Genomic DNA, 12,180 nt, shown 5'->3' with positions numbered 1-12,180 from the left:
GTGCCGCCGGGAACCTGTCACCAATCACCTACGAGACGACCGCGCTCGACCGAGCAGCGGCATAGGGAAGCCCTCCACGATCTCGGGGGAACCACAGTCCCCGCCGGCCAGCGCCGAGGAGATCACCGTCAGGCACTTGTCCCCCGGATGGGCCCCGGCGGTGATCCGCTCGTCGAACAGCTCCGCCAGCCCCAGCCGCGATGCCAGCGTCGCCGGCAGCAACAGCCCCGCGTCAGCGATCAGCGAATCCTCATCGGCGGTGATAGCCACCCGGTCCAACGTCTGCGAAGCTCGCACCAAGAGGGTGCTCCTGACTGATGTGGCGATCTGGGCGTGGTAACCGAGATCGTGCAGGTCAGAAGCACCCTCTTCCAATACCTCCCGCCTGCTCCCCCTGCAGGCCGGTGGATTCAGGCTCAGGCGCAGCGCCGGGGTCCGTGCCCATAGGCGGCGTCGCACGAACAGCTCCGGCGGCTTCCTTCGCACGCCGCTTCGATGGCGTGGGCGCAGTCGACGCGCGGCGAGGTCAGGGCGGCGCGTCACATGCGGCTGACGCGGCCGCGGGCACTCCCGAGTGCAGGTGCAGCGTGTGGATCGGCAGGGCGACCCGGGGCATCCCGTCCTCGTCGAGCTCGACGAGGACGATCCCCCGCCCTCTGTCTCGCCTCGATGTCGGACCTGGCCGACGCCACCGATGAGCCTGCGTGCGCCGGGGAGTCGTACCTGCACCGGACCGGAGAGCGGGAGGCACCATGGACATCCGCACCATCGAGCAGACCATCGACATCGACGCGGCAAAGGAACGGGTGTGGGCCGTGCTCCTGGAAGACGCCACCTATCGCGAGTGGGCGGCGGAGTTCATGGCGGGCTCGTATGCCGAGACGGACTGGCGAGAGGGCAGCCCCGTCCGCTTCCTCGGCCCTGACGGGACCGGCTTGCTCGGCCGGGTCGTCACCGCCCGGCGTCCGGAGGTCGTCGACGTGGAGTACGAGGGGGTCGTGGGCGACGGGCGTGACGACCGGGACAGCCACGCAGCGCGCCGGTACGCCGGGACGCGCGAGACCTACCGCCTGACCGGGGCCGGCGGCAGGACGCATCTGGCGATCTCCGCGCCGATGGAGGGCCAGTACTACGAGGACATGGTCGTGGCCTGGGACCGGGCGCTGGCCAAGGTCAAGGAACTCGCCGAGGCGCGGTGACGTCGAGGGTGTCGGCGGACCCTCCGCACTCGACGGCGCCGGGAGATCACCGGCGGAGGCGGGCGAGCACCGCGAGAGCGGCGGCGGCGGTCCACACCGCCCGCGACAGCCGCACCGCCCGCGGGACGTCGGCGGGCAGCGGCGGTCGCCCGTCGCCGAGGTGCGGACGCTCCTCGACCCGGCTGCCGTAGACGTTGCGCCCGCCCAGCCGGAGCCCCAGCGCGCCGGCCAGGGCGGCCTCGCAGCGGCCGGAGTTCGGGCTGGGGTGGGCAGCTCCGTCGCGCAGCCAGGTGCGCAGCGCGCCGGCCGCCGAGCCGCCCGCCGCCGGGGCCGTCGCCACGGTGAGGGCTGCCGTCAGCCGGGCCGGCACCCAGTTGGCGACGTCGTCCGCGCGCGCGGCCGCCCAGCCGAACCGCGCGTACCGCGGCGACCGGTACCCCACCATCGCGTCGAGGGTGTTCACCGCGCGGTAGGCGCACAGGCCAGGCAGCCCGGCGACCGCACCCCAGAACAACGGCGCGACCGCGGCGTCCGACGTGTTCTCCGCGACCGACTCGACGGTGGCGCGGGCGAGCTCCCCGGCGTCCAGGGCCGAGGGGTCGCGGCCGGCCAGCGCGGGCAGCTGTGCGCGGGCGGCGGCGAGGTCCGCGGTGCCGAGCGCGACGTACATGTCGCGGGCGGCCCGGCCGAGCGACGTCCCGCCGAGCGCGGCCCAGGTGACCGCGGCCGTGGCGAGCACGCGGGCGGTCGGCCGGCCTCGGGTCAGCCGGTGCAGGGCCACCCCCAGGGCGCCGGCTCCGCCGGTCAGCGCCGCCGCGTACCCGGCGCCGGCCGCGCGGGAGTCCCGCCAGGCCACCCGCTCCAGCGCCGAGGCCGCCGTCCCGAACCCGGCCACCGGGTGCCACCGGCGGGGGTCGGCCAGCAGCAGGTCGGCGGCCGCCCCCAGCGCCAGCCCGGCCGCCGTCGCCATGTCCCGGTCCTGGTCCCGGTCGCGGCCTCCGCTGCTCAGCACGGCGACCATCGTGCCAACCGCCGTCCCTAGGATCGCCGCATGCGCCTGCCCGGCCGTTACGACGGCGTCGCCCGGCCGATCGTCACCTACGGGAGCAACCCCGTGCTGCACCGGCCGTGCGCGCCGGTCACCGAGTTCGGCCGGGAGCTGCGCCGCCTGGTGCTGGACATGTTCGCCAGCATGGAGGCCGCCGACGGCGTCGGCCTGGCGGCCAACCAGATCGGCGTCGACGCGCGGGTCTTCGTCATCGACTGCCCGGACGCCGAGGGCGACGACGTCGTCGGCTACGTGGTGAACCCGGTGCTCACGGTCGTCGAGCCGGTCGGCGACGAGCCGGCCGACGAGGTCACCGAGGAGGGCTGCCTGTCGGTTCCCGGCCCGTACGCTGAGCTGCCCCGGGCGTTCCGGGCGCGGGTGGACGGGGTGGACGCCGCCGGCGTCCCGGTGACCATCGAGGCGACCGGCATGGCCGCCCGCTGCCTGCAGCACGAGGTCGACCACCTCGACGGCACCGTGTACGTCGACCGGCTGCCGGAGGACCTGCGCGACCGGCTGCTCGCCGAGTCCCGCGAGGGGACGGCGTCGTGACGGCGAGCCAGGTCGACGGGACGCCGATCGTCGTCGTCGGGATCGGCGCCGACGGCTGGGACGGGCTGGCGCCCACCTCCCGGGCGGAGATCGAGCGCGCCGAGGTGCTGATGGGCAGCTCCCGGCAGCTGTCGCTCGTGCCGGAGTCGGTTCCGGCCGAGCGCGTGCCGTGGCCCTCGCCGCTCACCGAGGCCCTGCCCGGGCTGGTCGAGCAGCACGCCGGCCGGGCCGTCGTCGTCCTGGCCAGCGGTGACCCGATGCTGTCGGGCATCGGCACCACGCTCACCCGGCTGCTCGGCGCGGACCGGGTGCGGGTGCTGCCCGCGCCGTCGTCGGTGTCGCTGGCCTGCGCCCGCATGGGCTGGGCGGTCGAGGACACCTGCGTGGTCAGCCTGGTCGGCCGGCCGATCGAGCTGCTGCACCCGCACGTGCAGCCCGGCGCCCGGCTGCTGGTGCTCGGCTCCGACGGCGGGACGCCCGCGCACGTGGCGCGGTTGCTGTCCGACCGCGGCTACGGGCTGAGCACGATCACCGTGCTCGCCGGGCTCGGCGGCCCGGAGGAGACGGTGCGCTCGGGGACGGCGGCCACCTGGTCGCAGCCGGCGCCGGCGCTGGTGGTCACCGCCGTCGAGTGCCGGGCCGAGCGCGGGACGATGCCGCTGCCGACCACCCCGGGCCTGCCCGACGGGGCGTACGAGTCCGACGGCCAGCTCACCAAGTCCGAGGTCCGCGCGATCACGTTGTCGCGGCTGGCCGCCGTCCCCGGCCAGCTGCTGTGGGACGTGGGTGCGGGCTCGGGCTCCATCGGCATCGAGTGGATGCGCGCGCACCCGACCTGCCGTGCGGTCGCGGTGGAGGCCGACGAGGAGCGCGCCGCCCGCATCGCCCGCAACGCCGCCCGCCTCGGCGTGCCCTACCTGCGGGTGGTCCGCGGCTCGGCCCCCGAGGTGCTGGGCCGGCTGGGTGCCCCGGACGCCGTCTTCGTCGGCGGCGGGCTGACCACCCCGCTGCTGCTGGAGACCTGCTGGGACGCGCTGCCGCCCGGCGGCCGGCTGGTGGCCAACGCGGTGACGGTGGAGAGCGAGGCGGTGCTGGCCTCCTGGCACGCCCGCGTCGGCGGCGAGCTGGTGCGCGTCGCGGTGCAGCGCGCCGAGCCGGTCGGCTCCTTCACCGGCTGGCGGGCGGCGATGCCGGTGACCATCTGGTCGGTCACCCGGTGACGGTCGTGTGCGGTGTCGATCATCGGCAGGTGGTCGCCGACACGCCGGGGGAGGGCAGCCACCCGGCGATGATCAACGGGGTGGGGGGTGCCCGGTGACGGTCTTCTTCATCGGGGCGGGGCCGGGCGCGGCCGACCTGGTGACCCTGCGGGCGGCCCGGCTGATCGCGTCGGCCCCCGTCTGCCTCTACGCCGGTGCCCTGGTGCCGCGGGAGCTGCTGGCCACCGCACCGGCCGGCGCCCGGCTGGTCGACACCGCCGACCTGGACCTCGACCGGATCACCGCCGAGCTGGTCGCCGCGCACGAGGCGGGGCTCGACGTCGCCCGGCTGCACTCCGGCGACCCGTCGGTGTACAGCGCGATGGCCGAGCAGATGCGCCGGCTCGACGCCGCGGGCGTGCCCTACGAGGTGGTGCCCGGCGTGCCCGCCTTCGCCGCGGCCGCCGCCAGCCTCAAGCGCGAGCTCACCGTGCCGGGGGTGGCGCAGACCGTCGTCCTCACCCGCACGTCGGCCCGCTCCACCCCCATGCCGCCGGGGGAGACGCTGGCGGCCTACGCGGCGACCGGCGCCACGCTGGTGCTGCACCTGGCGGTGCAGCGGCTCGACGAGCTGGCTCCCGAGCTGGCGGAGCACTACGGCGGCGGCTGCCCGGCCGCGGTCGTCGCCTACGCCAGCCGGGACGACGAGGTGGTGCTGCGCGGCACCCTCGACGACATCGCGGGGCAGGTGGCGCGGGCCGGCATCCGGCGGACGGCGGTCGTGGTCGTCGGCCCCGCCCTGGCCGCCGAGCAGTTCCCCGACAGCCACCTCTACTCGACGACGCGTGCCCGGTGATGCGGAGTGCGACAGCGCAGGTTTCCTGCGCTCTCACACTCCGCTCAGGCGCGGCCGACGATCGTGCCGGCGCGGTCGATCACCACGACGTCGACCTCGACCGGCGCCCCGGCCAGCACGCCGAGCGCGGTCGCCCGCGCCCCGGCGGCCACGAGGTCACCCAGCGGCAGCCCGGCCGCCGAGCACTGCTGCAGCGCGTCCAGCGCCGTGTTGGCCGCACGCACCCGCTCGATGAGCGCCGGTGCGCCCCCGGCGTCGCGCACCAGCGCCGCCAGCGCCTCGAACGACACCTGCGAGCGGGCCGAGTGCAGGTCCAGGTGCCCCTCGGCCAGCTTGGCGAGCTTGCCGATGCCGCCGGCCACGGTCAGGCGCGGCACCGGGTGCCGGCGCAGGTACTTGAGCACCGCGCCGGCGAAGTCGCCCATGTCCAGCAGCGCGTCCTCGGGCAGGCCGTGCAGCTGCTGGGCGACCCGCTCGCTGGTCGACCCGGTGCACCCGGCCACGTGGGTGCGCCCGGCGGCGCGGGCGACGTCGATCCCGCGGCGGATCGAGTCGATCCACGACGCGCACGAGTAGGGGACGACGACGCCGGTCGTGCCGAGGATCGACAGCCCGCCGAGGATGCCCAGCCGCGGGTTCCACGTCTTCCGGGCGAGCTCCTCGCCGCGCTCCACCGACACCTCGACGACCACGTCCCCGGTGCCGCCGTGCCGCGCCGCGACCGCGGCGACGTGGTCGCTGATGAACCGCCGCGGCATCGGGTTGATCGCGGGCTCGCCGACCGCCAGCGGCAGCCCGGGCTTGGTCACCGTGCCCACGCCGGCGCCGGCGCGGAAGGTCACCCCCGTCCCGGGCGCGCCGGGCAGCACGCGGGAGGACACCAGCGCGCCGTGGGTGACGTCGGGGTCGTCGCCGGCGTCCTTGACGACGCCGACGGTGGCCTCGGCGCCGGGCACGAGCTCCTCCCGCGCCAGCGCGAACGCCGGGTGCCGGTCGTGGGGCAGGTCGATCGTCACCGGGTCGGGGAACTCCCCGGTCAGCAGCGCGGTGTAGGCGGCGGCGGCCGCCGCGGTGGCGCACGCGCCCGTCGTCCAGCCGTGCCGCAGCCCGCCGCCCTCCCCGCTCACGGCACCAGCATGCACGGGCGGCGCCCGTGACCCGGCGCGTGCTCGTGCTGGGCGGCACCGGCGAGGCACGCCGGCTGGCCACGGCCCTGGTGGAGCGCGGCGACGACGTGCTCAGCTCGCTGGCCGGCCGGGTGGCCGACCCGGTGCTGCCGCCAGGCCGGGTGCGGATCGGGGGGTTCGGCGGCGTGGAGGGGCTGGCGCAGGCGCTCGCCGAGGTCGACGTCGTGGTCGACGCCACCCACCCGTTCGCCGCCGGCATGACGGCCAACGCCGCCGCGGCCGCCGCGGCCACCGGCACGCCGCTGCTGCGGCTGCAGCGGCCCGGCTGGTCGGCCGGCCCGGGCGACGACTGGCGCCGGGTGGCCTCGCTCGAGGAGGCGGCGGAGGCGGTCCGGGACGCGGCGTCGGTCTTCGTCACCACCGGAAGGCAGGGGCTCGCCGCCTTCGCGGGCCTGACCGGCGCGGTGCTGGTGCGCTCGGTCGATCCCCCCGAGCCGCCGCTGCCGTCGCGCACCACCGTCGTCCTCGCCCGCGGGCCGTTCACCGTGGCGGAGGAGACGGCGCTGATGCGGCAGCACGCCGTCGACGTCGTCGTCACCAAGGACAGCGGCGGGCCGATGACCGCGGCGAAGCTCACCGCGGCCCGGGAGCTGGGCATCCCGGTGGTGCTGGTCGACCGCCCGCCGCTGCCCGCCGGCGTGCCCCTGGCCGCGACGATCGAGCAGGCGCTGGCCTGGGTCGCGGAAAAGCGCTCGCGCGCCGGGGGAGACTGACCGGCGGCAGATCGAGCACCACCGACAGGAGCGCAGCACCCGTGGAACCCCTGACCGAGCAGCAGGTGCGCCGGTCGTTCGTCAACTGCTCCAAGGGCGAGGCCACCGCCGCCACCCTCCCGCGCGACCTCGAGGCGCTCCCCTGGGAGGAGCTCGAGGTGCTGGGCTGGCGCGACCCGAAGGCGCCCCTGCGCGGCTACCTCGTCGTCCCCCGGGACGGGAAGCCGGTCGGCGTCGCGCTGCGCGCCGCCGACACGCGCATGTCGGGCCGGACGGCGGCCATGTGCCTGCTGTGCCAGACCGCGCAGACCGGCGACGCCGTCTCGCTGTTCACCGCCCGCCGGGTGGGCGAGGCCGGCCGCAACGGCAACACGGTCGGCACCTACATCTGCGCCGACCTGCAGTGCGCGCTGCGGGCCCGGACCGAGATCCCGCCGTGGCTGGCCGACCGGGATCCCGAGGAGGTCGCCGCGCAGCGGACGGCGGAGCTGCGCCGGCGGGTGCAGGGCTTCCTCGACTCGGTGCACCGGCCCTGACCGGGCGGCTGGTGCTGTTCGACCTCGACGGCACCCTGGTCGGCTCGACCCCGGGCAGCCGGGCCTCGGTGCGCGTGGCGGCCGCGGCGCTGCTCGCCAACGTGTAGCGCGCAACCGACCGGGGCACGAGCCGGTGCATGACCGAGACCGCGCCCACCCTGTCCGCACTGGCCCTCGTCTGCACCCTCTCGCCGTCCCCGAAGCCCTCCAGCAGCGAGAAGATGGCCCGCGAGGTGCTCGACGCCCTGGCCGGGCACGGGGTGAGCGGCGACGTCGTCCGCGTAGTCGACCACGACGTGAAGCCCGGGGTCGAGGTCGACATGGGCGAGGGCGACGCCTGGCCGGCGATCCGCGAGCGGATGATGGCCGCCGACATCCTGGTCGTGGCGACGCCGACCTGGGTCGGGCACATGAGCAGCGTCGCCCAGCGCGTGCTGGAGCGGCTGGACGGCGAGCTGTCCGAGACCGACGACTCGGGGCGCCCGCTGGTCACCGGCAAGGTCGCCGTGACCGCCGTCGTCGGCAACGAGGACGGCGCGCACAAGATCACCGCCGACCTCATGCAGGGGCTCAACGACATCGGCTTCACGATCCCGGCCCAGGGCGGGACCTACTGGAACGACGAGGCCATGGGCGGCCGGGACTACCTCGACCTCGAGGAGACCCCGGAGGCCGTCGCCTCGACCACGACGACGCTGGCGGAGAACGCCGCGCACCTGGCGCGGGCGCTCAGGGCCTCGCCCTACCCGGGGCGCTGAGGCTCAGGCGGCGACCGGCTGCGCGGGCTCGGCCTCGGCCGCCGCGCGGCCGGCTCCCCGCCGGCGCAGCACGATCGCGGCGACGGCGGACAGCGCCAGCACGACCAGCAGGCAGGAGTAGACGACGGCCACCGCCTCCAGCGACCAGACCGACGCGGCGAACCCGGCGACGATGGTGGGCAGGCTGAAGCTCAGGTAGCCGACGACGAACAGCGCCGACATCAACCCCGCGCGCTCGCCGGCGGGGACGCCCGCGGTGACGCTGGCGATCGCCCCGAGGAAGACCATGCCCATGCCGGTGCCCGCGACAACGGCCGAGGCGAAGAGGACCGGCACGGCGGCGGTCGTCATCGCCACGACCGTGCCGGTCACCCCCGCGGCCAGCACGAGGGACCCGGCGAGCATGGCCCGCTCGGCGGCCAGGCCGCGGGCGAGGACGGCGGAGACCCCCGAGGAGCCCTGCACCGCCAGCACGAGCAGCGCGCCGACCAGGTGGTCGTCGATGCCGAACACCGTGTCCACCATCGACGGGCCCAGGGACTGGTACAGCGCGCCGAGCGACCAGCCGGCGACGACCACCGGCAGCGCCGCGAGGAACACCGGGCGCTGCGGTCCGGGCACCCGCACCCGCGGGCGCAGCGACGCCCGCGCCCCCGGCCGCTGCGGAGACGTCTCGGGCAGCACGAGCACGGCCGCGGCGGCCAGCAGCAGCGCGACGGTGAGCACTCCGAAGACCCAGGTGGTGGGGGAGGGCACGAACTCCAGCACCACGCCGGACAGGACCGCGCCCAGGGACAGCCCGACGCCGGGCGAGGCGCTGTTGATCACCGGGCCCAGCGGGCGCTCGGCGTGCTGGGTGTCGAGCAGCGCCGCGCCCAGCGTGCCGGTGAGCGACCCCATCGCGAGCCCCTGCAGGACCCGGGCGGCGATCAGCCAGCCGACCCCGTCGGCCGCCAGGAACAGCACCATCGACCCGGCCATGAGCAGCAGACCGGTGACCAGGACCGGACGCCGCCCGACGTGGTCGGACAGCCCACCCACGACCAGCAGCGCCACGAGCAGTGCGAAGGCGTAGACCGCGAAGACGACGGTGAGGACGCCGGAGCTGAAGTCGAAGCGCTCCTGGTAGACGCGGAACAGCGGCGTGGGCACCCCGGACGCCATGAGCGCCAGCAGGAGCATGGCGGTCACGGACCAGAACGCGGGGGTCCGCGCGAGCGTCGGGGAGGGCACGACCCTTCGCAAGGGCAACGATCCCCCGCGCATTCCCGCCCCGGGCGTGTCAGGCAGCGGGTGCCGAACGGCCATCTCCGGGACACCGGCCTGCGAGATGCTCGGCGGCATGCCGGACCTCAGGCGCACACCGCTCACCCGGCGCGCGGTCCTGCAGGGCGGCCTGGCCGCTGCTGCCGTGACCGTGCTCGGTGGCTGCACGTCCGGCGACGCCCGCGAGGAGGTGCACCGGGCGGCCCGGTCGGACGCCTTCGCCTTCGGCGTGGCCAGCGGCGACCCGACCGCCACGGAGCTGCTGCTGTGGACGCGGGTCACGCCCACCCCGGAGGCCACGCCGGGCAGCGGCCGCGGGCCGGCGGTGTCCGTCGAGTGGGAGGTCGCCGCCGACGAGGAGTTCACCCGGATCGTCACCTCGGGCAGCGCGCGCACCGACGCGTTCCGGGACCACACGGTCAAGGTGGTCGTCGGGGGTCTGGAGACCTACACCCGGTACTTCTACCGGTTCCGCCACGAGGGGGCGACGTCGCCGGTCGGCCGCACCCAGACGGCCCCGGACGAACCCGGGACGACGCACGCGCTGCGGCTGGCGTTCGTCTCGTGCAGCAACTACGCGGGCGGGTGGTTCACCGCCTACCGGGGCATCGCCGCGCGCGACGACCTGGACGTCGTCCTGCACCTCGGCGACTACGTCTACGAGTACGGCAACGGCCCGGCGGAGGCCGGCGTCCCCGGGGACGGGGAGCGGTACGGCCCGCCCGAGCTCGTCGGTGTGCGTGACGTCCAGCCGCCGGGCGAGACGCTCTCCCTCGAGGACTACCGGGTGCGCCACGCGTTCTACAAGACCGACCCCGACCTGCAGGCGGCGCACGCGCGGTTCCCGTGGATCACGATCCTCGACGACCACGAGGTCACCAACGACAGCCACGCCGCCGGCGCGGAGAACCACGAACCCGAGGACGACCCGGACACCGACGACACCGCCCCAGGTTCCCCGCAGGGAACCCGCGCCGAGGGTGACTACCTCGCCCGCCGGGAGGCCGCCTACCAGGCCTACCTCGAGTGGATGCCGATCCGCGAGCCGGCCGACTGGCAGCCCGAGGCGCACCAGGGCACCCAGTTCTTCCGCCGGTTCCGGTTCGGGGACCTCGCCGAGCTGTCGGTCGTCGAGACGCGGCAGAACCGCAGCCGGCAGGAACCCGCGGCGGTGGACGGCGGGCCGAACCCGGCGCTGGCCGACCCGGCCCGGCACCTCCCCGAGCCGGAGCAGATGACCTGGCTCACCAGCGGGCTCGTCGAGGGCCGGACCGCCTGGCACCTGGTGGGCAACCAGACGGTGTTCGCCCGGGTGTTCTCGCCGTTCGCGCCCGGCACGGTGTTCAGCACCGACCAGTGGGACGGCTACCAGGCCGACCAGCGCACGCTGCTGGACGCGATGGCGGCCAGCGGTGCGACCGACCCCGTGGTCCTCACCGGCGACATCCACTCGTCGTGGGCCAACGACCTGCCGCGGGACCTCGCCGCCTACCCCTCGGACGGCAACAGCGTGGGCGTCGAGTTCGTCTGCCCGTCGGTGACCAGCGACGGGTTCAAGGAGGTCCTCGGGTCGGTGCAGGCCGCGACCGACGCCATCGCCGCCGGGCAGGCCCTCAACCCGTGGGTGCGGTACCTGGACGGCGTCGGGCACGGCTTCGCCGTCCTCGACGTGACGCCGGACCGCGTGCAGACCGACTTCTGGTTCATCCTCAGCGACGGCGACAAGGGGCTGTCGGTCGACCCGCGGGTGGACCCGGAGGCGACCGTGGGCTTCGAGATCGCGTACGTCTCCGAGAAGGGGACGCGGCGGGTGTCCGGCCCCGTCGGCGAGCTGGGCGCGCGCAGCGACGAGCCCCGCGCTGCGTCGTAGCGGTGGAGGTCCCGTACCGGGTCGCGACGGCCGCCTTGCTGCAGGAGCCCGCCGGAACCTCCTGACGACGACGTCCGGACGGTCATCTGCGGGGGCCGCGCGCGTACCCGGGCGCGCCGCGCAGCCGCCGGCCGCGGGAGCCGAACGACTCCTCGTCGACGCCGCGCCGGAACCCCGGTCGGGTCGGTCGTTCGGCCAGCGACGGGAAGGGCCCGGGCTGGCAGTGCGGGCACCACCAGGTCTCGCGGGACCAGGGCGCGCCGGGCACCGAGTCCCGGAAGGCGACCGGCGTGCCGCACCGGCGGCACGGCCGCTCGGCCCTGCCGTACACCCAGTGGGTCTCGCCGCGGCGGGTGTTGCCGGTGGTGACCTGGCCGGGGTGGTCGAGCGAGTGCTGCATCATCCGGCGGGCCAGGCGGACCGTGGCGCGCAGGTCGACGTCGCGCACCGGCGTCCAGGGCGAGTGGCCGCGCAGGAAGCAGGTCTCGACGGCCCAGAGGTTGCCGATGCCGGCGAGGTTCCGCTGGTCCAGCAGCGCCTCGACGAGCGGCGCCTCGGGATCGCGTAGCAGGCGGTCGACGGCCGCGTCCTCGTCCCAGGAGGGTCCGAGCAGGTCCGGCCCGAGGTGACCGATGACCTCGTCCTCGCGGGCGGTCTCGACCAGTTCGAGCACCTGCATGCGCAGCGCGTACGCGGTCGGGCCGTCGGTCTCGAGGACGAGCCGGATCTCGTCGTCGAAGGTGCGCGGCAGCCGCTTGCCCGGGCCGACCACCTGCCAGGCGCCGTCCATCAGGAAGTGGGTGTGCAGCGTCAGCCCGCCGCTGAAGCGGGTGAGCATGTGCTTGCCGTAGGAGTCGAACGCGGTGATGCGGCGGCCCCCGAGGTCGGCCGTCGCGAGCTGCGGGACGCGGAAGTCGCTGCGCACGACGGTGCGGCCGACGAGGTGACCGCGCATCCTCCGGGCGGCCTTCCAGACGCTGTCTCCTTCCGGCACGC

12 protein-coding genes and 1 pseudogene are annotated in these 12,180 nt (G+C 75.7%); 8 read left to right on the top strand and 5 right to left on the bottom strand.

Annotated elements, in window-relative coordinates:
* Positions 1–93 precede the first annotated feature (93 nt).
* Positions 94–297: pseudogene (locus tag ACK586_RS15490) on the bottom strand (IS1380 family transposase); the annotation flags it as partial.
* A gap of 455 nt (positions 298–752) precedes the next feature.
* On the opposite strand from ACK586_RS15490, the gene ACK586_RS15485 reads away from it, so the two are divergent.
* Positions 753–1,199, top strand: a complete 447-nt coding sequence (locus ACK586_RS15485) for an SRPBCC family protein (protein ID WP_409331386.1) — start codon at positions 753–755, stop codon at positions 1,197–1,199.
* 46 nt (positions 1,200–1,245) lie between these two features.
* On the opposite strand, the gene ACK586_RS15480 is transcribed toward ACK586_RS15485, so the two are convergent.
* Positions 1,246–2,211, bottom strand: coding sequence for a cobalamin biosynthesis protein (locus tag ACK586_RS15480; protein ID WP_409331385.1), 966 nt, complete (start codon positions 2,209–2,211; stop codon positions 1,246–1,248).
* Between the two features lie 39 nt (positions 2,212–2,250).
* On the opposite strand from ACK586_RS15480, the gene def reads away from it, so the two are divergent.
* From def to cobM, 3 genes are all read left to right on the top strand, one after another.
* Positions 2,251–2,799, top strand: a complete 549-nt coding sequence (def, locus tag ACK586_RS15475; protein ID WP_409331384.1) for a peptide deformylase — start codon at positions 2,251–2,253, stop codon at positions 2,797–2,799.
* Positions 2,796–4,019 (top strand): precorrin-6y C5,15-methyltransferase (decarboxylating) subunit CbiE, encoded by a 1,224-nt coding sequence (gene cbiE / locus ACK586_RS15470; RefSeq protein WP_409331383.1) that lies wholly within the window; start codon positions 2,796–2,798, stop codon positions 4,017–4,019. Before def ends, cbiE begins: the two co-directional genes overlap by 4 nt.
* Before the next feature lie 94 nt (positions 4,020–4,113).
* Positions 4,114–4,854: a precorrin-4 C(11)-methyltransferase gene (cobM, locus tag ACK586_RS15465; protein ID WP_409331382.1), complete on the top strand. Its 741-nt coding sequence runs from the start codon at positions 4,114–4,116 to the stop codon at positions 4,852–4,854.
* A gap of 44 nt (positions 4,855–4,898) precedes the next feature.
* Here cobM and ACK586_RS15460 read toward each other — a convergent pair whose 3' ends face one another.
* Positions 4,899–5,981, bottom strand: a complete 1,083-nt coding sequence (locus tag ACK586_RS15460) for a cobalt-precorrin-5B (C(1))-methyltransferase (RefSeq protein ID WP_409331381.1) — start codon at positions 5,979–5,981, stop codon at positions 4,899–4,901.
* Positions 5,982–6,007: 26 nt separating this feature from the next.
* On the opposite strand from ACK586_RS15460, the gene ACK586_RS15455 reads away from it, so the two are divergent.
* From ACK586_RS15455 to ACK586_RS15445, 3 genes are all read left to right on the top strand, one after another.
* On the top strand, positions 6,008–6,754 hold the full coding sequence (locus ACK586_RS15455) for a cobalt-precorrin-6A reductase (RefSeq protein WP_409331380.1): 747 nt from the start codon (positions 6,008–6,010) through the stop codon (positions 6,752–6,754).
* Between the two features lie 41 nt (positions 6,755–6,795).
* Positions 6,796–7,290, top strand: coding sequence for an FBP domain-containing protein (locus ACK586_RS15450; protein ID WP_409331379.1), 495 nt, complete (start codon positions 6,796–6,798; stop codon positions 7,288–7,290).
* 137 nt (positions 7,291–7,427) lie between these two features.
* Positions 7,428–8,048, top strand: coding sequence for a flavodoxin family protein (locus ACK586_RS15445; protein WP_409331378.1), 621 nt, complete (start codon positions 7,428–7,430; stop codon positions 8,046–8,048).
* Between the two features lie 3 nt (positions 8,049–8,051).
* Here ACK586_RS15445 and ACK586_RS15440 read toward each other — a convergent pair whose 3' ends face one another.
* The gene (locus ACK586_RS15440; RefSeq protein WP_409331388.1) at positions 8,052–9,314 is read right to left on the bottom strand and encodes an MFS transporter; all 1,263 of its coding nucleotides are present in this window, start codon (positions 9,312–9,314) and stop codon (positions 8,052–8,054) included.
* Between the two features lie 76 nt (positions 9,315–9,390).
* Between ACK586_RS15440 and ACK586_RS15435 the strand changes: the two genes are divergently transcribed.
* Entirely contained in the window at positions 9,391–11,184 is a 1,794-nt protein-coding gene (locus ACK586_RS15435; RefSeq protein ID WP_409331377.1) for an alkaline phosphatase D family protein, read from the top strand.
* A gap of 82 nt (positions 11,185–11,266) precedes the next feature.
* Here the strand turns inward: ACK586_RS15435 and ACK586_RS15430 are convergent, their stop codons facing one another.
* The gene (locus tag ACK586_RS15430) at positions 11,267–12,178 is read right to left on the bottom strand and encodes a DNA-formamidopyrimidine glycosylase family protein (protein WP_409331376.1); all 912 of its coding nucleotides are present in this window, start codon (positions 12,176–12,178) and stop codon (positions 11,267–11,269) included.
* Positions 12,179–12,180: the final 2 nt, after the last annotated feature.

The organism is Trujillonella humicola, from assembly GCF_046233715.1.
Classification (GTDB): domain Bacteria; phylum Actinomycetota; class Actinomycetes; order Mycobacteriales; family Geodermatophilaceae; genus Trujillonella; species Trujillonella humicola.
The sequence above is the reverse complement of the archived record's forward strand: the minus strand, read 5'-3'. Positions and strand labels throughout refer to the sequence as shown.